This is a genomic window from Nocardioides sp., from assembly GCF_035503875.1.
Lineage (GTDB): Bacteria > Actinomycetota > Actinomycetes > Propionibacteriales > Nocardioidaceae > Nocardioides.
In genome coordinates, this window is sequence record NZ_DATJTA010000021.1 from 1 (window position 1) to 20,035 (window position 20,035).

20 protein-coding genes are annotated in these 20,035 nt (G+C 71.0%); 3 read left to right on the forward strand and 17 right to left on the reverse strand.

The window, feature by feature from the left end:
• From VMF51_RS05125 to VMF51_RS05140, 4 genes are all read right to left on the reverse strand, one after another.
• Positions 1 to 639: hypothetical protein (locus VMF51_RS05125; protein WP_325473329.1), on the reverse strand; the 639-nt coding region annotated here is incomplete at its 3' end.
• 154 nt (positions 640 to 793) lie between these two features.
• On the reverse strand, positions 794 to 1,648 hold the full coding sequence (locus VMF51_RS05130; RefSeq protein WP_325473330.1) for a CoA ester lyase: 855 nt from the start codon (positions 1,646 to 1,648) through the stop codon (positions 794 to 796).
• A complete protein-coding gene (locus tag VMF51_RS05135; protein WP_325473331.1) occupies positions 1,645 to 2,364 on the reverse strand; it encodes an alpha/beta fold hydrolase in 720 nt (239 codons plus the stop codon). The genes VMF51_RS05130 and VMF51_RS05135 overlap by 4 nt, the downstream gene beginning before the upstream one ends.
• A complete protein-coding gene (locus tag VMF51_RS05140; protein ID WP_325473332.1) occupies positions 2,361 to 2,684 on the reverse strand; it encodes an antibiotic biosynthesis monooxygenase in 324 nt (107 codons plus the stop codon). Before VMF51_RS05140 ends, VMF51_RS05135 begins: the two co-directional genes overlap by 4 nt.
• A gap of 67 nt (positions 2,685 to 2,751) precedes the next feature.
• On the opposite strand from VMF51_RS05140, the gene VMF51_RS05145 reads away from it, so the two are divergent.
• A complete protein-coding gene (locus VMF51_RS05145) occupies positions 2,752 to 3,579 on the forward strand; it encodes a hypothetical protein (RefSeq protein ID WP_325473333.1) in 828 nt (275 codons plus the stop codon).
• Positions 3,576 to 4,451, forward strand: coding sequence for an NAD-dependent epimerase/dehydratase family protein (locus VMF51_RS05150; protein WP_325473334.1), 876 nt, complete (start codon positions 3,576 to 3,578; stop codon positions 4,449 to 4,451). The genes VMF51_RS05145 and VMF51_RS05150 overlap by 4 nt, the downstream gene beginning before the upstream one ends.
• A 67-nt stretch (positions 4,452 to 4,518) precedes the next feature.
• Here VMF51_RS05150 and VMF51_RS05155 read toward each other — a convergent pair whose 3' ends face one another.
• Genes VMF51_RS05155 through VMF51_RS05180 form a run of 6 tightly spaced genes read right to left on the reverse strand, consistent with a single transcriptional unit; the run spans position 4,519 to position 13,600 of the window.
• Positions 4,519 to 5,817 carry a hypothetical protein gene (locus VMF51_RS05155; protein WP_325473335.1) on the reverse strand — a complete coding sequence of 433 codons (1,299 nt, stop codon included), beginning with the start codon at positions 5,815 to 5,817 and terminating at the stop codon, positions 4,519 to 4,521.
• A complete protein-coding gene (locus VMF51_RS05160; protein ID WP_325473336.1) occupies positions 5,814 to 6,452 on the reverse strand; it encodes a neocarzinostatin apoprotein domain-containing protein in 639 nt (212 codons plus the stop codon). Before VMF51_RS05160 ends, VMF51_RS05155 begins: the two co-directional genes overlap by 4 nt.
• Positions 6,453 to 6,472: 20 nt before the next feature.
• Positions 6,473 to 9,334, reverse strand: coding sequence for an ABC transporter permease subunit (locus VMF51_RS05165; protein ID WP_325473337.1), 2,862 nt, complete (start codon positions 9,332 to 9,334; stop codon positions 6,473 to 6,475).
• Positions 9,331 to 10,101 (reverse strand): ABC transporter ATP-binding protein, encoded by a 771-nt coding sequence (locus VMF51_RS05170; protein WP_325473338.1) that lies wholly within the window; start codon positions 10,099 to 10,101, stop codon positions 9,331 to 9,333. The genes VMF51_RS05165 and VMF51_RS05170 overlap by 4 nt, the downstream gene beginning before the upstream one ends.
• Complete coding sequence (locus tag VMF51_RS05175) at positions 10,091 to 11,473, reverse strand: ABC transporter substrate-binding protein (RefSeq protein WP_325473339.1); 1,383 nt, start codon at positions 11,471 to 11,473, stop codon at positions 10,091 to 10,093. The genes VMF51_RS05170 and VMF51_RS05175 overlap by 11 nt, the downstream gene beginning before the upstream one ends.
• A gap of 51 nt (positions 11,474 to 11,524) precedes the next feature.
• Positions 11,525 to 13,600 (reverse strand): hypothetical protein, encoded by a 2,076-nt coding sequence (locus tag VMF51_RS05180; RefSeq protein ID WP_325473340.1) that lies wholly within the window; start codon positions 13,598 to 13,600, stop codon positions 11,525 to 11,527.
• Positions 13,601 to 13,677: 77 nt separating this feature from the next.
• Between VMF51_RS05180 and VMF51_RS05185 the strand changes: the two genes are divergently transcribed.
• On the forward strand, positions 13,678 to 14,328 hold the full coding sequence (locus tag VMF51_RS05185; RefSeq protein WP_325473341.1) for a class E sortase: 651 nt from the start codon (positions 13,678 to 13,680) through the stop codon (positions 14,326 to 14,328).
• Positions 14,329 to 14,624: 296 nt separating this feature from the next.
• On the opposite strand, the gene VMF51_RS05190 is transcribed toward VMF51_RS05185, so the two are convergent.
• Genes VMF51_RS05190 through VMF51_RS05220 form a run of 7 tightly spaced genes read right to left on the reverse strand, consistent with a single transcriptional unit; the run spans position 14,625 to position 20,034 of the window.
• Positions 14,625 to 14,783, reverse strand: a complete 159-nt coding sequence (locus tag VMF51_RS05190) for a hypothetical protein (protein WP_325473342.1) — start codon at positions 14,781 to 14,783, stop codon at positions 14,625 to 14,627.
• Positions 14,784 to 14,804: 21 nt separating this feature from the next.
• A complete protein-coding gene (locus tag VMF51_RS05195; RefSeq protein WP_325473343.1) occupies positions 14,805 to 15,557 on the reverse strand; it encodes a hypothetical protein in 753 nt (250 codons plus the stop codon).
• Positions 15,554 to 16,270 carry a hypothetical protein gene (locus tag VMF51_RS05200; protein WP_325473344.1) on the reverse strand — a complete coding sequence of 239 codons (717 nt, stop codon included), beginning with the start codon at positions 16,268 to 16,270 and terminating at the stop codon, positions 15,554 to 15,556. The genes VMF51_RS05195 and VMF51_RS05200 overlap by 4 nt, the downstream gene beginning before the upstream one ends.
• On the reverse strand, positions 16,267 to 17,079 hold the full coding sequence (locus tag VMF51_RS05205) for an SDR family oxidoreductase (protein ID WP_325473345.1): 813 nt from the start codon (positions 17,077 to 17,079) through the stop codon (positions 16,267 to 16,269). Before VMF51_RS05205 ends, VMF51_RS05200 begins: the two co-directional genes overlap by 4 nt.
• Positions 17,076 to 18,050 carry a hypothetical protein gene (locus VMF51_RS05210; RefSeq protein ID WP_325473346.1) on the reverse strand — a complete coding sequence of 325 codons (975 nt, stop codon included), beginning with the start codon at positions 18,048 to 18,050 and terminating at the stop codon, positions 17,076 to 17,078. The genes VMF51_RS05205 and VMF51_RS05210 overlap by 4 nt, the downstream gene beginning before the upstream one ends.
• On the reverse strand, positions 18,047 to 18,808 hold the full coding sequence (locus tag VMF51_RS05215) for a hypothetical protein (protein WP_325473347.1): 762 nt from the start codon (positions 18,806 to 18,808) through the stop codon (positions 18,047 to 18,049). The genes VMF51_RS05210 and VMF51_RS05215 overlap by 4 nt, the downstream gene beginning before the upstream one ends.
• On the reverse strand, positions 18,805 to 20,034 hold the full coding sequence (locus VMF51_RS05220) for an aromatic ring-hydroxylating dioxygenase subunit alpha (protein ID WP_325473348.1): 1,230 nt from the start codon (positions 20,032 to 20,034) through the stop codon (positions 18,805 to 18,807). The genes VMF51_RS05215 and VMF51_RS05220 overlap by 4 nt, the downstream gene beginning before the upstream one ends.
• Position 20,035 lies beyond the last annotated feature (1 nt).

Genomic DNA, 20,035 nt, shown 5'->3' on the forward strand with positions numbered 1-20,035 from the left:
GACCGTCACGAACGCGGGCATGCCCGGCGTGAACGCCTCGGCGAGCACACCGGTGACGGCGGTGCCGTCGACCGACGCGGTCAGGTCCGCGGCGTAGTTGATCGTGAAGCTCTGGTAGGCACAGGACAGGGCCTGCGTCCCGGTCAGCTCGGTCGGCTCCGGCGCCACCGTCACGCAGGGCACCGTGCTGTCGTTCCCCATCGCGGTGATGGTGAACGTCGCGCCCGTGATCTCGACGGTCTCGGGGTCCGCCGTACCGGTGCGGGTGCCACTGAGGGCGGGGATGTCGAACGACGTGTTGCCCGCGCGCGCCGGCGAGTAGGTGTCGGTCCCGGTCAGGGTCACCGCCTCACCGTCGATCGTGGTGGCCAGGTCGAGCTTCAGCTTCGAGACCGTCACGAACGCCGGCATGCCCGGCGTGAACTGCTCCGCGAGCGAAGCGGTCACCGCGGTGCCGTCGACCGACGCGGTCAGGTCCGCGTCGTAGTCGATCGAGAACGAGTTGAACGTGCAGGACAGCGCCTGGGTCGCCGTCTCGGTCGACGGCGCGGCCTGTGCCGGCGCGGCCAGTGCGGGCAGGGACACGACACCTGCCGTCACGGCGCCGACCATCAGGCCAGCGAGCTTGCGTAAACGCATTAATCCTCCTCGGATCGACCACACCGCCACCGATGTGGTCTACATCTCACGCGAAGATATACGATATCTCCGCGTTTGCCGAGGGTTTTCGGGAACGTCCCTGTTAATTCGACGTTCCGTCCGCCGTCCCAGCCCGCAGGAAGCAGCGAGCCCGCTACTTCCTGGCCCGCGCCAGGACCAGCCGGGCCTGGCGCACCACGGCCTCGTCGACGAAGCGGCCGTCGTCGTCGACGGCGACACCGGCCCCGGCGAACTCCCAACGGCCGACCAGCCGTCGCGCCGCCTCGACCTCGTCGGTCGCGGGCGTGAAGACCTCGTTGGCCACGGCCACCTGCCCCGGGTGGATGCAGGCACGGCCGACGAAGCCGAGCCGGGCGAGCTCGACCGTCGAGGCCCGGAAGGCGTCGAGATCGCGGAAGTTCGTGGACACCGGCGCGATCGGTGGCCTGATGCCGGCGGCGGCCGAGGCCAGGACGACGTGGGAGCGCGTGTAGAGGAGCTCGCGCTCGTCGGGGCCGGCGGTGATGCCGACGTCGGCCCGCAGGTCGGCCTCCCCGACCTGGAGCCGGCGGACCCGCGGGGCGAGGGCGATGTCGCTCGCCCTCAGCACGGCGCGCGCACTCTCCAGCAGCGGGACGACGCCGGCGGTCGAGCCGACGGAGGCGAGCAACCGGTCGAGGTCGTGCAGCTCGTCGACGTTCTCGGTCTTGGCGACCACGAACCCGGTGAGCGCCGGCGCCCCGGCCATCGCCCGCACGTCCGCCTCGCGGAGCTGGCCCGGGTTGACCCGCACCCACACGCCCACGCTGTCGAGCACCGGCAGGTCGTGCAGCCAGATCCGGGTGATGTCCCGTGCCCGGTCCTTCTCCTTGGGCGCGACGGCGTCCTCGAGGTCGATGATGATCTCGTCGGCGCCGCGCTCCAGGATGCGCTCGAGCTTGGCCTCGTCGTTGCCGGGCACATAGAGCGCGGAGCGGGCCAGGAAGTCCCTCCGGTCGCGGAGACTCACGGCGTTCCTCTCGTCGGGGTCGCGGGGTGGATGGGAGCGCCGACCACCAGGCGCGGCGCTGCGGATCGCAGCAGGAGGTCGGCGACCACGTCGGGGCGGGTCAGCGGGCCGTCGTGCCCGCCGTCGAGGACGTCGTACGGCGTGCCGCGCGCGTCGAGGCGCGCCCGGGTGGTCTCACTCGGGTACGCCGCCGGCGTGTCCGCGAAGAAGACGTACGACGCAGGCACGGTCGGCTCGTCGGTGGACGCCCGATCGAGGGACGGCGCGAACGGAGTGGGGACCAGCCGCTCGTTGAGCCAGGCGGTCGTGGCCTCGTCGAGATCACCGCCTGCGCTCAGGGGACGCGGCGGGATCAGCGTGTCGCGGGGCGGCAGCAGGGCGTCGTCCGGCGGGGCGGGCGCGACGTCGACGGCGCGCTCGCCGGGGTCGGGCACCGCGGCGTCGAGGTAGACCATCCGGCGCAGCCGGCCGGGGACGCGCAGGGCGACCTCGCGGACCACCACGCCGCCCTGGCTGTGCCCCACGAGCACCACGTCGAGGAGGTCCTCGGACTCCAGGAGCCTGACGACCTGGTCCACCCACGTCGCCAGGCCGGCCGCGTCGCCGTCCAGCGTCGGGGCGTACACGTCGTGCCCGGCCGCGATCAGCCGGGGGCGCACCCGTCGCCACGCCCAGCCGCCGCGGAAGGCGCCGTGGACGAGGACGAAGGTGCTCACGAGGGCAGGTGCCCGGGCTCGTCGAGCACGACCTCGAGGTACTCGCGCGGGTAGGACTCGTAGGGCCGCAGGTGCTCGTACATCGCGAGCAGGTGGTCCTGGTACTCCGGGTGCTCCGTGCACGACTCGTAGTCCGCCACCGAGTCGAAGTAGCGCAGGTGGGTGAAGTGCGTGCGATCCTCGACGCCCCGGACCAGCCGACGGCCGCGGTAGCCGGGGTGGTCACGGAAGAAACGGCCGAACTCCTCGGAGAGCGAGATGTACGCCGAGGCGTGCTCCTCGCCCGGCTTGGTCCAGGCCTGGCTGACGACGACGATCACGGCGCTCTCCTCCGGTTCCACCGCAGATGCAGTGACAACGTAGATCATATATCCGTAGCATGGGGTCATGACGAGCAGCACACAGACCAAGACGATCCACGAGTTCCTCGCCGAGGCTCCGGACGTCGACCGCTCCGAGCTCTGGGCCGCCCTGTGGGGCATCCTGAGCGAGGCCAAGGACAAGATCACCGCCGAGCTGGACGTGCAGCCGCACGCCTCGGGCGCCGGGCTGGACTACTGGACCAGCGAGGACGGCGGCTACGAGGGTTCGCTCCACCCGTACGTCGGCGACCCCGACGAGGGCGTGGAGTGGCTCGTGCACTCCTGGATCGGCAACCGCAAGGCATCCATCCTGGACATGAACCTCCAGGTGTGGCTGGGGCCGCACATCGACGTGCCGCACCTGGTCATCGTGTTCGGGACCGTCCCCAACGTGTTCCACTTCAGCGACCTGGTCCCCCGGCGCGACCCGATGGTCGACGTCGACTACCTCAACCGCTACTTCGAGCCGCAGAACGCCTCGTGGCTGAAGCTGCGCGGCGACGACCGCTTCCTGTGGTCGGTCAGCCACGGCACCTACATGCGTGCCTTCAACTCCCCCGTCGCCAACTCCTACATGGCCACCTGCAGCGACGAGGAGGCCGTCGAGGTGCTGCGCGAGTCGGTCCGCGAGCGGGTCGACACCTGGCTGGGCTGGGTGCGCGAGGCGCAGCCGGTGCCGGTCGAGGAGCGCGCGGCGCTCCGCGAGCGCGACCACCAGGTCCGCACCCTGGGCTACACCATGGACCCGATGAACGAGCTGTCCAAGAAGTTCCTCGGCGCCGAGCGCGTCGAGGAGCTCGTGGCGACCCGCGCGGGCCTCGGCCAGATCCGCGAGCTGGCGGACCGCGCATGAAGGTCCTCGTGATCGGGGCCGGCCTCGTCGGCACCCTCGCGGGCGCCCGGCTGCGCGAGCTGGGCCACGAGGTCGCGGCGACCACCACGACCCCTGGCAAGGTCGAGGGGCTGCGGGAGAAGTTCGACGAGGTCCTCGTCCTGCGGGGCAGTGACCGGGACGCCGTGCGCGCCGCGCTCGAGGGCCGCGACGCGGTCGTCGTCGCCGCCGGGCCGAATGCGCAGAGCTCGATGACGCCCGAGGAACGCGCGGTGACCTACCGCGAGATCCTGGTCGAGACGGCCGAGTCGGTCACCGGGGCGACCACCTCCGGCGACGCGCCGTACCTCGTGGCGTTGTCGTCGACCTCGGTCTACGGCAACGCCCAGGACCAGGACGCCGAGGTCACCGAGGACGGAGCGGTCACGGACTCGACCGACCCGAGCCCGACGATGTTCCTGGCGATGGAGAAGGTCTACCTCGACCGCGCCGGCGACCGCACCTGCGTCTTCCGGTGCGGGGACATCTTCGGCGCCGGCGACCCGCCGGTCGAGGCGAAGGTGGCGATGGCCCACCAGTACCTCGGCGGCTCCGTGCCGTTCAGCAGCGAGGCGCTCTTCTACCGCCTCGCGGTGGAGGACGCCGCGGACGCGGTCGTGCACGCGCTCGAGCACCGCATCACCGGCCTGCACAACCTCACCCACGCCGAGGTGCCGCCGACCAACGCGGCGATCTTCGACGCGCTCTCCGCGGCCCAGGGCCTCCCGGCCCTGACCTACCGCGACGAGATCGCCTCGCCCCAGAAGCCGATCTCGGTCGCGCGTCTGGCGGCGAGCGGCTTCACCGCGAGCCGGTCGTACGACGCCGCCGCCCTGTCGGCGGCGAACGGCTAGTCCCGGAAGTACGAGGGAGCCCCCCGCGACCTGGTCGCGGGGGGCTCTCTCGGTGTGAGCGTCAGGTTCAGCTCTTCTTGCGCGCCACCTGCGGGACGCAGAGCAGGCCGGCCGCACCCAGCAGGGTCAGCGCGAGCGCCCACAGGGCGACGACGGGCAGCGAGTCACCGCCGCCGGTCTTCGGCAGCGTGCCGCCGGAGCTGGTGCTCGTGCCGGGGTCGGTGGTGGCCGGCGGGGTGTCCTCGTCGTCGTCCTCCGCGGCCTCGCTGCCGACGGTCATCTTGCCCAGCGTGGTCCCGCCACCGGGCGCCGTGCAGTCCGCCGAGACGCTGTCGGCCGGGAAGTTGAAGGTGAAGGTGTTGACCTTGACCTCCAGCTCGTCACCGTCGACCTCGACCTCGCCCTTCAGCGGCGGCACCGCGACCGGCGACTTCGCCGGGGCCTTGGCCTGGGTGGACGCCTTCAGCGTGGTCTTCTCGCCGCCGACCTGGACGCCGAGGGTGACGTCCATGACGCCGTCGATCGGGACGATGGAGATGCCGGGGATGTCGGCCATCTTCGCCGTCAGCGAGACCGGGTCACCGGCGCTCTCCCGGTAGCCCGAGACACTGATCGTCCCGGGGTAGGAGAACTCGCTGTTGAACGGCATCAGCATGCAGGTCAGCGTGACCTTCCCGCTGGCCGGCTTCCCGGACTTGGAGCCGTTGCCATCACCCGCGGAGCCGGAGGGGGACGGAGTCACGGTGGCGGTCACCGTGGTGGTCACCGTCGGCTTCACGGGGATCGTCGGGACCGAGCCCTCGGTCAGGGTGAGCGTGCCGAGCGCCGCCCCGCTCGTCACCGAGCAGACGCCGGTGAAGTTGAAGGTCGGCGAGTACGCCATCACGAAGCCGAAGCCGGTCACCTCGACGTCGACCGCGTCCTCCGTCGACTCGAACGTGCCCTGCAGGTCCGGCATTGCGAACGACGTGTCCGCCGGAGCCGTGACGCGACCGCTCCCCTGGAGCTTCACCGGCGTCCCGTCGATCTCGAGGGAGAGCTCGTTGGTGAACGCCAGGTCGTCCATGTCCACCGGGGCGACCGGCGACATGTCCGACACCTTCGCGACCACGCCGACGGTGGACGACCCGGTCTCCCGGCCGGCCGTGAGCGTGATCTGCCCGTTGTAGGCGAATGCGGGATAGCCGGCGGAGCCGTCGGGCGTCACGACGCAGCTGAAGACCGTCGTGCCGACCAGGTCACCGGGGGCCGCGGAGGCCGGCGCGGAGCCGCCCATCGCGGCCACCGAGCCGACGACGACACCGCCGACGGCCAGGAGCGCGGCGAGCGGGTGCCGGAGCCGACCGAATCTGGTGCGCGCCGTCATCGGTTGGCCTCGGCCCGCCGGCGGCCCGGCACCAGCAGCATCACGCCGGCACCGGCGGCGAGCAGCGCGGTCGCGCCGAGCAGCAGCACCGGGACGGAGTCACCGGCACCGGTCTTCGGCAGCGTGTCGCCGGTCGTCGGCGTAGCGGCCGTCGTCGCGGCGACACTCGGCTGGGCGCTCGGCGTCGGCTCGGCCGCCGGCGCGGCACCGAAGCTCATCTTGATCACGTAGGTGTTGGCCTTGACGGTCGCGTCGTCGGCGGCACCCGGCAGCGGACCGGCGGCGATGACACAGGTCTCCTTGGTGCAGTCGACCGCGCCGAACTTCTCCTTGACGACGATGTCGAAGGAGGCGACGTTGCCGCTGCCGTCCGCGTCGCGGAACTTCGCGCCGCCCTGCAGGTTGCAGTCGCCCGGACCGACGTACCCCTCGCGACACTGCCCGATCGCGATGCCCTTCAGGCCCGCCTCGAAGCCGGCCCCGGAGATCGTCACGGTCTGGCCGTCCTGCAGGTTCTGCGACGCGCTCACGGTCAGGGTCGGCGCCGCGAAGCTCGGGGGCGCCGTCACCAGCACCACGGCCAGGGCGGCCACCGCGACCAGCGATCGGGTCAGGATGGTCATTCGTCTCTTCACGACGATCTCCTCAAGGTTGTTCATCGGCTCGTCACGGGCTGGATCGGGTCGGTCAACGGATCGGGGGTGATGGCCCCGTGGTCGCTCGCGAGCCGCAGCCCGGAGCGGTGGATGGCGGCCTGGTCGGCGCCGAGGTACGACGTCACGACCGCGGGGTCGTTGCGGACCTCGTCGGGGCTGCCGGTCGCGATCACGCGCCCGAGGTTCATCGCGAGCATCCGGTCGGACAGCCGCGACAGCAGCGGGAGGTCGTGCTCGATGACGACCATGGTCGTGCCGAGCTCCTCGCGGATCGAGAGCAGCAGGTCGCCCAGGGCGTCGCTCTCGCTCTGCGCGATGCCGGCCGACGGCTCGTCGAGCAGCAGCACGCGCGGCTGCAGGGTGAGCAGGCAGGCCAGCTCGACCACGCGCCGGGTGCCGGTCGACAGGTCGCCGACGGCGTGGCGGGCGTAGCGGGTCAGGCGCATCCGCTCCAGGACCTCGTCGGCGGCCAGCGCCTTGTCCTTCTCCGCGGAGGCGACGCCGAGCGCCGAGGTCCACAGCCGGGTCGGCTCGGCCCGCTCCTGGGCGACCATCAGCGTCTCGCGGACGCTGAGGGTCGGGAACAGCGCGGCGTCCTGGAAGGACCGGACCAGGCCCTCCTGCGCCCGCTCCTCCGGGCTGGCGTTGGTGACGTCCATGCCGTCGAACACGACGCGACCCCGGTCCGGCTTCGTGAAGCCGGCCACGATCTCGAAGCAGGTCGTCTTGCCGGCGCCGTTGGGGCCGATGACACCGAGGATCTCCCCCGGCGCGACCTGGAACGACACGTGGTCGACCGCGACGACGCCCCCGAAGCGCCGGCCGACGCCGTCGACGGCGAGGATCGATCCCGCGCTCCGCGCCTCGACGGGCACCCGGGGCACCAGTCCCTCCAGCCGCGGTCGCTCGTGCAGCGGGGACGAGACCTGACCGGTCAGGTCGACCACGCCGTGCCGCTCGCGCAGCGGGTCGAGGCCGTGGCGTCGCGCGAGCGCGTCGTACAGGGCGTCGCGACCGCGGACCAGCACCCCGCCCAGACCGTCGGGCAGGAAGATCACCACGAGCAGCCAGCCCACGGCGAGCGCCGCCTGGCCGACCATGCCCATGCCGATGAGCGCGGGCAGACCCACGATCAGCAGCGCGCCGATGAGGGGGCCGAGGGTGACGGTCAGACCGCCGACGACGGTCAGGGCGACGACGTCGATGCTGGCGTCGGCCGGGAACGAGTTGACCGTCAGCTGCGACTGACCGTGGCCCACGACGATGCCGCCGAGGCCGGCGAGCGCGCCGGAGACGGCGTACAGCTGGATCATCCGCATCCGGTGGCCGACGGTGAAGGCCCGCGCGGCGTCCTCGTTGTCACGCAGCGCCTGGAGCATCCGGCCGAAGCCGCCGTGGCGCAGGTTGTTGGTGACCCACACGCCGATGCACAGCGCGAGCAGGGCGAACAGGTAGTAGTCGACGGCGAACGACAGGGGGTAGTTCCACCAGGTCGGCTTGGCCGGCGAGACGCCGTCGCCGAGGAACAGGTCCTGACGCAGCAGCCACGTCGACGTCGCCAGCGCGAAGGCCAGCGTCGAGACCGCGAGCGCCAGTCCGCGCAGCTTCATGGCCGGGATGCCGACCAGGGCCGAGGCGAGTGCCGCGGAGAGGACACCGCACAGCAGGCCGAAGAGGAAGTTGCCGGTGGAGTCGACGACGTGCACCGAGGCCGCCGCGGCGATGCCGGCGTAGGCGAACTGGCCGAGCGAGAGCTGTCCCGAGACGCCCGTGAGCAGTCCGACGCTGAGCCCGACGAGCGTGTAGCCGCAGACCAGGGTGAGCACCGACGCGGTGTCGTTGCTGATGACGTAGGCGAGGCCGACCGAGACGGCGATGCCGACGGCGACACCCACGCGGGGCAGCCACACGATGCTGCGGACGTTGCGGTAGGCGTCGGGCAACGGCGCGAGCACCACCCGGCGCCACCGGCCCTTGTCCGAGCCGGCACGGCCGAGCTGCGGCTGGCGCAGCAGGGCGGTCACGATGATCAGGGCGATCACGACCGTGACCAGGCCACGGGTGTTGGGGTTCGACAGCAGCAGCTGCTCGATCACGCCGATGCCCAGCGAGGCCGCGATGGCGATCGGGATCGACGACATCCGCGCGATGACGGCGCCGGCGAGACCCTTCAGCAGCAGGTCCGGGCCGAGGCCCTCCATGCCGGAACCGGCGGTCGTGGGGGTCACGAGGATGGCCGAGAACGCCGCGATGCCGCCGGCGATCGTCCACGCAAGGGTCGCCATCCAGGTGGCCGGGATGCCCTCGAGGCGCGCGGTGTCCGGGTCGTCCGCCGCCGCCCGGATGGCGATCCCCATCCGGTGGTGGCGCAGGAACCAGCCGAGCCCGGCCAGCAGCACCGGAGCCAGCACCAGCATCGCGACGTACGGCGTCCCGATCGGCAGCGACTGGATCTCGAAGGTCGGCAGCTGGGTGGGCTTCGGGAAGGTGAAGCCGCTGACGCCGTCGCTGTTGATGAGCAGCGACATCACCAGGATCAGCTGCGAGAGCCCGAGGGTCGCGATCATGCCGACCAGGCTCGGCCGGCCGGCCAGGCGCCGGACGACGACGACCTCGATCAGCCCCGACAGCAGCGCGGCCAGGACGATCGCGATCACGAAGGCGAACCAGTACGGCGCGCCCCAGTCGACGACGAAGAGCGCGAGGAGCGAGGCGCCGAACGCGCCGACCGAGCCGTGCGCGAAGTTCACGAAGCGGCTGGAGCGGTAGACCAGCACCAGGCCGACGGCGAGCAGGCCGTAGGTCAGGCCGGTGAAGAGGCCGATGACCAACCGGTCGACGCCGAAGTCGAAGCCGCTCATGCCGTCACCGCCGCGTGCCCACCGAGCATCAGGGTGCGGACCCGCTCGGGATCGGCGGCCAGCGTGGCCGCGGACTCCTCGGCGATGATCTCGCCCTTCTCCATCATGTAGACGCGGTCCACGAGCGAGAGCGCAACGTTGACCGACTGCTCGACGAGCAGGATGGCGCTCCCCCGTTCATTGAGTCTGCGGACCAGCTCCATCAGGCCGCCCACCACGACCGGAGCCAGGCCCAGGGAGAACTCGTCGATGACGAGCACCTTGGGCTCCGAGACGATCGACTTGGCCAGGGCGAGCATCTGGCGCTCGCCTCCGGAGAGGGTCGAGGCGGGCTGGTCCCGGCGGGCGTGCAGGCGCGGGAAGACCGCGAGCGCCGCCTCGACGGCCTCCTTGGTCCACTTCCGGTCGCCGCTGGTGTAGCCGTGCATCGACAGGTTCTCGGTGACGCTGAGGGAGGGGAAGGTGGCCTGGCCGACGACCTGGCACAACCCCATGCCGACCCGCTTGCGGGTCGCGAGGGACGTGACGTCGACCCCGCCGAGGCTGACCGTGCCGGCATCGGGACGCAGCAGGCCGCCGATGACCTTCAGCAGGGTGCTCTTCCCGACGCCGTTGGGTCCGAGCAGGGCGACCATCTCGCCCTGCTCGACCACGAGACCGGCGTCGAACAGCACCTGGACCGGGCCGTAGGAGGCCCGGATGCCGGAACAGGCGAGCGCCGGAGCGCTCCCTGTCCCGGTCCCGGAGTCGTTCAGGTCACTTGTCATCGAACGGGACCTCGGGTCCTTCGTAGACGAAGTTGCCGGTCGCCTCGTCGAACCGCAGCACGCGGTAGGAGCCGATGGCCGCCCGGCCACCGTCGCCCAGTGCGTTGCCCGCACCCGACGCGGACTGGAACTGCGAGCCGTCGCGGTCGACCGCCTCGGCCCAGGTCGCGGCGTTCAGGTCGCCGCTGTTGCCGTCCGCGCCCAGCTTGAGCAGGCGGGTGGCGTCGCAGTACGGCAGCGCGACCCGGGCCGACTCGCGGCTCTCGAACTTGATCCCGGCGGCGGCGTACATGTCGATGCACGAGGTCTCGGCCTCGCCGGTCGGGAACTTCAGCTGGCTGTCCGGCACGTCCTGGGGCGGGTGGAAGCCGATGCCGACCATGCCGTCGGTCGTCCCCTCGGGGATCGTCGTCGGGTTGTTCACGAAGAACGACGGGTTGTCGAAGCTGGAGATCGCGTACTTCGGCGCGAAGCCCTCCTGGGACCCGGCCACGGTGGCGAAGACCGAGGCCATCCGCGAGCCGCCGAGGAACATGACCCGCTCGACACCCTTGCTGCGGAAGGTCACGCCCGCCTGGTCGAGGCCCTGCAGCAGGGTGCTGGTGTCGGTCGTGTCGACCCAGGCCACCTCGGGCTCGACGCCGACGTCCTTGAGCAGGGGCAGCGCGAGGTCCTCGATCGTCTTGCGGTTGATCGGGGAGTCCGAGGCGACGACGCCGACCTTGCTGCCGTCGAAGAAGTCCTGCTCGTCGAGCACCTTGACGTAGGAGCGGACGAACGTGTCGTACTCCGGGAAGCTCGCGGTCCACAGGAACGGCGAGTACTGCTCGAGGAACTCCTCGTTCATCGCGTAGAGCGACGCGTCGAGGACCAGGACCTGGCGGTCGGCGTAGCAGGGCCGGGCGTTGGTCTGGTACTGCCCGGTCATCACGACCGCGAACGCCTTGTCGTCCTGGGTGATCTTGTTGCACAGCTGCTCCTCGGCAGCCGGCGAGTCGGACTGGGCGTCGTAGATGCGGAAGACCGCTTCCATCTTCTTGCCGCCCAGGCCGCCGTTGTCGTTGACCCAGTCCTCGAGCGCCTGGATCTGCTTCTTCTGGTCACCCACGGGCGCCGTCTGGAAGCCCGTCATCTTCTGGACGGCGTCCAGGTCGACAGCGACGAAGACGACCTTGACGGAGTCCTCGGTCACGCCGGGTCCGTTGCCCGCCGCGACCGCCGGGCGACCGTCCGAGCCGGTGGTGTTCCCGCCCGGCATCAGCGTGCCGCAACCGGCGAGCATGAGCGCCAGGCCGGCCCCGACCGCTCCGACGCGCAGTAGCGCGGACCGGTCCCGGGTCCATCTCCTCGTGGTCTGCACCTGTGACGTCACTCCGCTCGGTCGGTAACTGGCTCGGGAAAGTTCGGTGAAGAATATACGATATTAAGAAGCACGGGGAGGCTTCTTCGCGGCCGATCTCTGCCACCACGACTCGGCGGCATCGAGGTCCACGACCGCGTCGCCGGAGTCCAGGGAATCCGCGGGCGGCGGCAGCAGCACCGGGTCCGAGAGCGCCCCGACCGTCACCGTCGTCCCCGGCGCCTTCGGGCGCGTCCCGGTGCCGTTGCGGTAGGCCCACCACGCGTCGGCAGCGGTCAGGTCGACGACCGCCTCGCCGTTCTCGGGCAGGTCGAGGGCGGCCGCGTTCGACTCTCGGCGCAGCCCCAGGCGGCGCTGCACCCCCCAGGCGAGCAGGGCGAGGGCGACCGCGTTGAGCGCGAAGAGACCCCACGGGTACGTCGACCACTCCAGCGCGAACGCGCCGGCGTCGGTGTCGCCGATCTGGCCGACGACCTGGTACGTGCCGAACGCCGCCATCGGCAGCTCGAGCGGGACGCTCACCACCTCCCGGCCGCCGGGCGGGAGGTCGCCGATCTCGGCGGCGACCGGCTGCGGCTCCACGTCGTCGGAGCGACCGACCGAGACCCGGACCACGGGGTCGACCACGGCCTGCGCGCCGACGTTCTCGACCAGGAAGATGAGGTCCCGCTCCGGAGAGCCGCCGAACAGCTCGGCGAGGGTGGCGTGTCCGTCGAGGCGGACCTCCGAGACCGCCAGGTCCTCGGTGGCGTCGACGACCGGCGCCCCCGGGGTGGGCACGATGACGGGGACGTCCCCGGGGATCGGGATGTCGGCGGGCGGCGTGACCCCGGCATCCGGGGTCGAGCCGGTATCGGTGCCGGTGCCCGTGCCACCCGAGCCGGGGGCCTGACCACCCGGGTCCAACGGGTCGTCGATGGGGGCCTCCGGCTCGTCCCCGTCGGCCGGGGGGTCGACGGGAGCGCCGCCCCCGATGACGCCTGAGATCAGGTACACCGAGCCGATGTGGCTGCTCGTGCGCGCCTGGTCGACGATGACCGACTTCGTGACCGGGTCCGACACCTCGTACTCCGCGGCGAAGGTGCCGGTGGCGCTGACCGCAGCGGTGAGCGCCGGGTCGTCCGTCGTCGCGGCGGAACTGCTGGGCCCGGCGTACCCGCGGATCGTCACGGGGCGGTTCGGGTCCCAGCCCGTGCCCGTGAGGGTGACGGTGGTGGAGTCCTCACCGAGCTTCTCGTCCGCGGCGACGATCTGGACACCGAGCACCGCCAACGGCGTACTGACCTCGGTGACGCCGTCGCTGGCGCGCAGCAACCCGGCGCCCACCGGGGCGCCGCCCGGCACGGTGACCGTGGCCGTGGCCGTGCCGTCGGGCTCGGTCTCGACGTTGCCGGCGGCCGCACAGGCTCCGCCTTCGCCGCACAGCTTCACGGAGGTCGAGGTGGACGAGGCCAGCCCCGCGAGCTCGACGGTGACCGTGTCGCCCGGGCGAGCGGTGTTCAGGACGGCCTGGTCGGCGATCGCGGTGATCGCAGCCGAGCTCGTGGCGACGGCCGTGAAGTCCGCGAGGAGGTCGGTGGGCTCCGGCGTGGTGACCGGGTTGATGCCGCCGGGCGCGCCGGCGTCCTGCCCGTTGCAGGTCACCCGGAACGACTCGGCCGGGACGTCGAAGTCGACCGACTCCAGGCGCACGCGGTAGGTGCCCGCGGCGGTGATCGGGACCTCGGCCTCGGCGAGCAGCTCCTCGACCGGGTCACCGGCCTCGGTCTCGAACTCGACCTCGACCGGCTCGTCGAGCGGCTCGTCGTCGACGGAGAAGTAGAAGGAGGCGACACCCGTGACGTCGTCGGTCTCCGAGATCACGGGTCCGCTGGCGATCGTCGCCGTCGCCGTACGGGTGCCACCCGCGACCGTGGCTCCCCCGGTCGCCAGGCTGAAGCCGCCGTCGGGCACGGTCGTCCAGGGTTCGAGAGCCGTCGAGATGTCGCTGCCCGGGTCCGAGCCGGAGGCCGGCTCGTGGGTCCAGCAACCGCCCGCGGGCGACGCGACCGCAGCAGCCGGACCGACGACGACCACGCCGTACGACGCCGCCGCCGCGACCACTGACATCGCCGCGAGTGCGCGTACGACGGACCTCATCCACAACCTCCGCTCGGTCGCCCCAAGTGGCGATCCTGCGATGATATATTCATCGAGTGGGCAAAGTGTGGACTTCGGTGACACGGATCACCATTCGGGCAGCCGCCGAGCTGGCCGTCACGGCCGGCCTGGTGCTGGCGATCTTCGTCTTCTACCTGCTGGTGTGGACGAACCACCGGACGGCGGCGGCGCAGGACGACCTGCGTGACGACTTCCAGGCCCAGCAGAAGTCGGGGCGGGACGGGGCCAGAAAGCCCGCTGCCCCGAGCTCGGGCGAGGGCCTCGGCATCCTGCACATCCCGGCGCTCGGCGACTGGGACTGGGTCGTGGTCGAGGGCGTCGACGACGAGGACCTCAGCCGTGGCCCGGGCCACTTCCCCGAGACCGCGCTCCCCGGCGAGGTCGGCAACTTCGCCGTCGCCGGCCACCGGGCCACCCACGGCGAGCCCTTCGCCGACCTCGACCGGTTGAAGGAGGGCGACCCCATCGTCGTCGAGACCGTCGACGGCTGGCTCGTGTACGACGTCACCTGGGTCCGCATCCTCAGCCCGAGCGCCACCGAGGTCCTCGCCCCCGTCGCCGGCCACCCCGGCGAGAAGGCGAAGCAGCGCACCATGACCCTGGTGACCTGCCACCCCCGCTGGAGCTCCTCCGAGCGGCTCGTCGTCGGCGCCCAGCTCGTGGAGCGCCGCGCCGCCGACGCCGGCCCCCCGGCCGAGCTCGCCTGACCCCTCCCCCACCCCCCGAGTCGGCAGAACCTGCCCGCCGAGTCGGCAGGAGTTGCAGGTCGAGTCGGCAGAACTTGCGCGCCGAGTCGGCAGAACCTGCACGCCGAGTCGGCAGAACCTGCACGCCGAACACCGCCGCCGCCCACGATGGCTGACCTGTTGCGCACACGCGGACCATCGAGGTCGACCCACAGCCTGCCGGCGCGGTCGCCCTCAAGCAGAACGTCGAGTCGGCAGCAACTACTGCCGACTCGACGGGCAACTTCTGCCGACTCGGCGGGAGGGGGCGGCGGGTGCTACTCCCCCACGGTGATCTTGTCGAAGGGGAGGTGGGGCTCGACGGCTGGGAAGACCCAGCCGAGCAGCACCCAGCAGACGAGGGCGAGGAGGGCGACGGCCTGGACGACCTTCAGCCAGGTCGGCCCGGGGAGCAGGCGCCAGAGGGCGACGTACACGTGAGCAGCCTAGACCGGCGGTCAGTGGTCGCGGAGCAGCGAGCCGTAGCCGTGCAGCTTGTCCTCGATGCCGTTCTCACGCAGCGCCATCCACCAGGTCGCGGCGTTGATGGCGATCACCGGCTTGTCGAGCCAGCGCTCGGCCTCGTCGGCGAGCTCGGTCATGCACAGGTTGGTGCCGCACTGGACGATCGCGTCGACGTCGGAGTCGTTGATCTCGATCAGCGACTCGCGCAGCGTGCGCTCGGTGACCTGTGCGATCTCGACCGCGCTGTTCACGCACAGGCCCTTGATCTGGCCGACCTCGAAGCCGAGCTCGGTGAAGAACTTGCGGACGTTCGCGTCGCCGATCGGCGTGTACGGCGTGACCACGGCGATCTTCTTGGCGCCGTACAGCTTCAGCGCCCGCTCGCAGCCCTCGGCGCCGGTGGCGACACCGAGGCCGCCGGTCAGGTCCTGGATCTGCTTGACGAACTGGCGGTTGCCCTCGACGCCGTCCCAGAAGGTCTCGGCGCTCATGCCCATGACCATGTAGTCGGGCTGCATGGTCATCAGGCTGCGCACGCAGTCGTCCATGTTGGCCCGGATCTGCACGAGCAGGTTCTCCATCCCCTCGTCGGTCGCGATGCGGCCGTCGGGGATGAAGATGCGTCCGTAGTGCGAGGTGACGCCGGGGACCCGCATCATGTCGAACTCGGGCTGGACGATCGTGTTCGTGCTCGGGGCGATCACGCCGAACTTGCGGCGGTAGCCGAGCCGGTCGATGCCGCTCACGCGGGCACTCCCGTCTGGTCGTCGACGGGCTCGGTGCTCGCCGGCGTCCGCGTGTACTCACGCAGCCAGAGGGCGCCGAGCAGGAAGCAGAGCTGGACCGCCGAGTTGGTGAGCTGGGCGGCCCACTGGTTCTCGAGCGACTGGTTGGGCTGTGCGGCCAGCGGCGGCAGGACGTTGGTGCCGATCGTGTAGATCACGAACAGGACGCCGACCGAGGTCTTCTTGGCCCGGAAGGCGATGATCGCCAGGCAGACCGCCATCACGCAGGCGGCCACGGCCGCGGCGATCAGGAGCGGCCAGTTCTTGTACTCGCCGGCCGACCAGCTCATCCAGCCCGCGCCGAGGCCGGCCCCGAGCGGGAACGCGACGAACGGCCACGGAGTGACCTCGCGCCCGCGCAGCACGCACATCGCCGCCCACGCCGTCAGGGAGAAGCCGGTGGCGATGCAGGGGAAGAGGAGGTTCTCCAGGATCGGGTACTCCCAGCAGCCCGTGGCCACCAGGATCTTCCAGGTCGCCTTGCACAGGCCGCCGACGGTGACCAGTGCGCCACCGATCAGGGCGACCGGGTAGGCGCGCGGCACCTGGGCGCGGACCGCCTGGGCCAGGACCCAGAACGCGATTCCGGCCAGCACGACCGGGACGAAGTCCTCGATGGCCAGCGCCACGTTGTACTCGGTGCAGACGTCGATCTCCGCAGCTGCCAGCATCATGCCCCCTGTGCGGCGAAGAGATCGCGCTTCTTGAAGCTCGCCGTCATGAAGCGGCGGGCCGCCTTGCCGTTGGTCAGCCACGCCACGCGGGCGCCGTTCTTCTGGGCACCGAGCACCCGCTCGGCGAGGTACGGCGTCACCGTCTCCACGGTGTCACCGAGGATGTTGAAGACCTTCTTGGCCTTCGCGAAGGCCTCGGGGTCGCCGTCGTAGTCGCCGACGAGCAGGTCGGTCAGCACGATGCCGGGCGAGAGGAAGCCGATCTTGACCGGGCTGTCCTTGTGCTCCTTGACCAGCGCCTCGGTGAGGTAGCGCAGCGCCCGCTTGGACGAGCCGTACACGCCGATGCCCTCCTGGACGCGGCCGTCGGAGCCGAAGCCCTCCATGTTCCACACCCAGCCGCCACCGCTCTGCGCGGCCATGCCGCGCGCGGCGACAGCGCAGCCGTTGTGCGACCCGGTGAGGTTGACGGCGAAGACGTTCTCGACGATCGACTGGTCGGTGTCGACGAGGGAGCGCTTCGGCGCGGAGATGCCCGCGTTGTTCACCCACACGTCGACCCGGCCGAAGGTGGCCACCGCGTGGTCCCACAGCGCCTGGACCGAGGCCCGGTCGGTCACATCGGTCGCGAGGCCGGTGGCTCGGTCGCCGGCCGCGAGCGAGGCGAGGCCGTCGCGCACCGCGGCGTCGGAGCGTCCGCAGATGACGACGCGCGCACCACGGGCCAGGAACTCCCGCGCGAGGCCGAGGCCGATCCCGCGGGTGCCGCCGGTGACGACGACGACGCGGCCCGAGGCAGCGCCCGTCATCGTGGCTCCCACGCCAGCGAGCCGTGCACGTAGTGCGTGGTGGTGTCGCCGGTGAACAGCTGCCAGACGACGGCGAGCTCACGGGTGGTGGGGTCGATCAGGAACTCGCGGCCCCGGATCTTCTCCACGCCGGTGTGGTCGGCGCCGACGAGGTGCTGGCTGGTGAAGAGCGCCCGGCCGTACGACGTCGCGTTCCCGAAGACCTCCGGGCCCTCGTACATCGTGCGCGCGCCGTCGCGGTAGCGGTCGAAGGTGTAGCGCCGCTCCAGACCGCCCTCCCAGGTCACGGTCTGGCGCGCCGAGCGCAGCGACGTGGGGTCGTGGTCGATCCGGACCCGGACCTCGCCCTCGGTCGTCTGGTCGGCCCCGTTCAGGAACAGGGTGCCGGTCCAGGCGCCGGCCTCCTTGGTGGGGAGCACCTGGGGCTTCGGGCCGCGCTCGACCTCGAGCGCACGCCACTCGTCGACGTACTGCTGGGTCGCCGGGTTGGTCTCGCGGTCCGTCGTGCGCTTGTAGACGCCGTTGAACACCGCGCAGACCGACCAGCCGTCGTGCAGCACCGAGGAGTAGACCTGGGTCTCGCCGTCGGCGAGCACCTGGTTCCAGGTGCGCAGGTCGGCCTGCCAGCCCGGGGAGTAGTAGTGCGCGTCGACGAACAGCCCGTACGGCTGGCCGGTGCCGTAGAAGTCTGGACCGGTGTAGACGCGGTTCTCGTCGGAGTCGACGACGCCGAAGTCGAACTGGGCACCCAGCTCGAAGCGGTTGCGCAGCGGACCGGCACCGGACAGCTTGGAGTCCATCCAGTACCGCGCGCCCTCGGCGGTCACCTCACTGGCGCGGGCGATCGACTCGAAGCCGACGTGGTTGCCCTGGGCGTCGAAGAGCCCGGGGATGCCGTGCCACTCCCCCTCGATGCGCTTCTGCCACTCGCTGGTCTCGACCTCGGCGACGGCCTCGCTCGTCGCGCTCATGCGGGCAGCTCGTTGTCGACCAGGAGGAGCCGGATCTGCTCGGCGACCGGCTCGGTGAGCAGGCGGGAGATCTGCGCCCAGACCTTGTCGACGTCCGGGTTGAACAGCAGGCCGCGGTTGCGGGCGTCCCGCACGGCGAGGTCGGTGTCGGCGATGTCCGCGAGCACGTCGCCGGGCACCTCGCCCTCGAGCAGGGAGAACCAGTGGTCGAGGTACGACGCCACCGGGGCGTCGAGCTGCTTGAAGGCCTCCTCGGTCGCGCGGAAGGCGAGCATCCACGACGACATCACGGTCAGCTGGCGCGGCTCGAGCGCGGCCTTGGTGTAGCCCGGGTTGCTGCGGACGGCCTCGAAGGTCTCGGTCAGCGGCCGGTGCGCCCAGTCGTTGTAGGCCATGTGGGTGCCGGCGTCGACGCGCTGGATCAGGTCCAGGTGGAAGGCGTGGTAGCCACCGGCGTGCACCGAGTCCAGGGTGAAGTGCGGGACCGGGCTGTCCGCCGAGGTGAAGGCGAACACCATGTGGCTGTCCATCTGGATCTGCGGGACCACGATGCCGACGTACACGGCCTTCGCGATCCGGTCGCCGGTGAAGACCCGCGCCTCGCCGACGCTCATCGGCTCACCGAAGGCCGCCGTGGTCAGCGGGAGGTACGGCGCGCCGTCGGGGCCGGTGACCTCGGTGAGGTTGCCCCGCTCGACGAGGGTGTCGAGCGTGCCGTGGCACAGGGTGCCCGGCAGGCTGGTCGTCACGTCGGTCATGCCTTGATCTCCTCGATCGTCGACTTGCTCTCGGTGGCCCCGTCGGTGCGGGGTACGTCGCCACGCGCGACGCGCTCGGTGTTGCCGCGGAGGATCTCCTTGCTGCGGACCTCCTTGAAGTTCCACGCGCTCGCGAGCTCGGGGACCTCCTTGCGGATGGGCGACGGGATGACCCGCGCCTCGACCCGCGCCGGACCCTCGCCGACGATGGTGTTGCCCTCGACGCTCCAGCCGGCGTCGATGAGCTCCTGGCGGCGGCGCCGGTAGAGCACCGCGTTGTAGTCGCTCTTGACGTGCAGCTCGTCGGAGAGGTCGAACGGCAGCAGCTCGGGACGGACGGCGTCCACGATGACCTGGTCCTCGTAGAGCACCTTGAAGACGCGGCGGCGCGCGTCGCGGTCGGCCCACTTGCCCTTGAAGAACGTGCGCAGCGCGACGAACTTGACCAGGGTGGTCTCCTCGTCGATCGGCACGTTGACGTCGAAGATCTTCATGTCGCCCATGGGCGTGCGGACGTGCAGCAGCAGCAGGTTCGGCAGCCACCAGGTGGTGGAGACCGGGACCGGCGGGCGCTCCTTGAGGTCCTTCTGCTTGTTGGGGTTGATGACGCCCCAGATGCCCTTGGACCGGGGCGGGTGCAGCTCGACCGACACGGTGCAGTGCCACTCGGAGCTGTCGATCTTGAACTCGGGGACCTCGGGCTTCTCCTTGTTGCCGAAGACGCCGCCGTGCACGAACGGCGTGTGCGCGACGTCCACGCCGTTCTCGAGGATCCGCTCGTAGTTCGACTTCCACAGGAAGGAGCCGTTGACGGCGCGGTAGGTCTCGGTGTCGTCGATGTCGGACCAGTCCGGGATCGGCGGCCGCTCCTCCTCCGGGATGTCGCCCATGAAGATCCACACGAAGGAGTACTTCTCGACGACCGGGTAGGAGTCGACGCGCGCCTTGCGCGGGATGCCCTTGTCGGGGTGCGCGGGGATCTTCTGCACGGCGCCGTCCGGCTTGTACTCCCAGCCGTGGTACGGGCACACGATGCAGTCGCCCTTGACCTCGCCGTCCGACAGCGCGGCGCCGCGGTGCACGCAGAGGTCGGACATGGCGACGATCGAGTTGTCGCTGTTCTTGCGGTACAGCACGAGCTGCTGGCCGAGGAGCTTGACCTTCTTCGGCTCGCCCGGCTTCACGTCCGAGCTGAACTCGACGGCGTACCAGAAGTTCTTGAACACG

Coding starts and splice junctions, on each gene's coding strand:
- VMF51_RS05155 (WP_325473335.1), bottom strand. CDS start 5,817: ATGACGGCGCGCACCAGATTCGGTCGGCTCCGGCACCCGCTCGCCGCG.
- VMF51_RS05145 (WP_325473333.1), top strand. CDS start 2,752: ATGACGAGCAGCACACAGACCAAGACGATCCACGAGTTCCTCGCCGAG.
- VMF51_RS05165 (WP_325473337.1), bottom strand. CDS start 9,334: ATGAGCGGCTTCGACTTCGGCGTCGACCGGTTGGTCATCGGCCTCTTC.
- VMF51_RS05210 (WP_325473346.1), bottom strand. CDS start 18,050: ATGAGCGCGACGAGCGAGGCCGTCGCCGAGGTCGAGACCAGCGAGTGG.
- VMF51_RS05180 (WP_325473340.1), bottom strand. CDS start 13,600: ATGAGGTCCGTCGTACGCGCACTCGCGGCGATGTCAGTGGTCGCGGCG.
- VMF51_RS05170 (WP_325473338.1), bottom strand. CDS start 10,101: ATGACAAGTGACCTGAACGACTCCGGGACCGGGACAGGGAGCGCTCCG.
- VMF51_RS05215 (WP_325473347.1), bottom strand. CDS start 18,808: ATGACCGACGTGACGACCAGCCTGCCGGGCACCCTGTGCCACGGCACG.
- VMF51_RS05205 (WP_325473345.1), bottom strand. CDS start 17,079: ATGACGGGCGCTGCCTCGGGCCGCGTCGTCGTCGTCACCGGCGGCACC.
- VMF51_RS05200 (WP_325473344.1), bottom strand. CDS start 16,270: ATGATGCTGGCAGCTGCGGAGATCGACGTCTGCACCGAGTACAACGTG.
- VMF51_RS05150 (WP_325473334.1), top strand. CDS start 3,576: ATGAAGGTCCTCGTGATCGGGGCCGGCCTCGTCGGCACCCTCGCGGGC.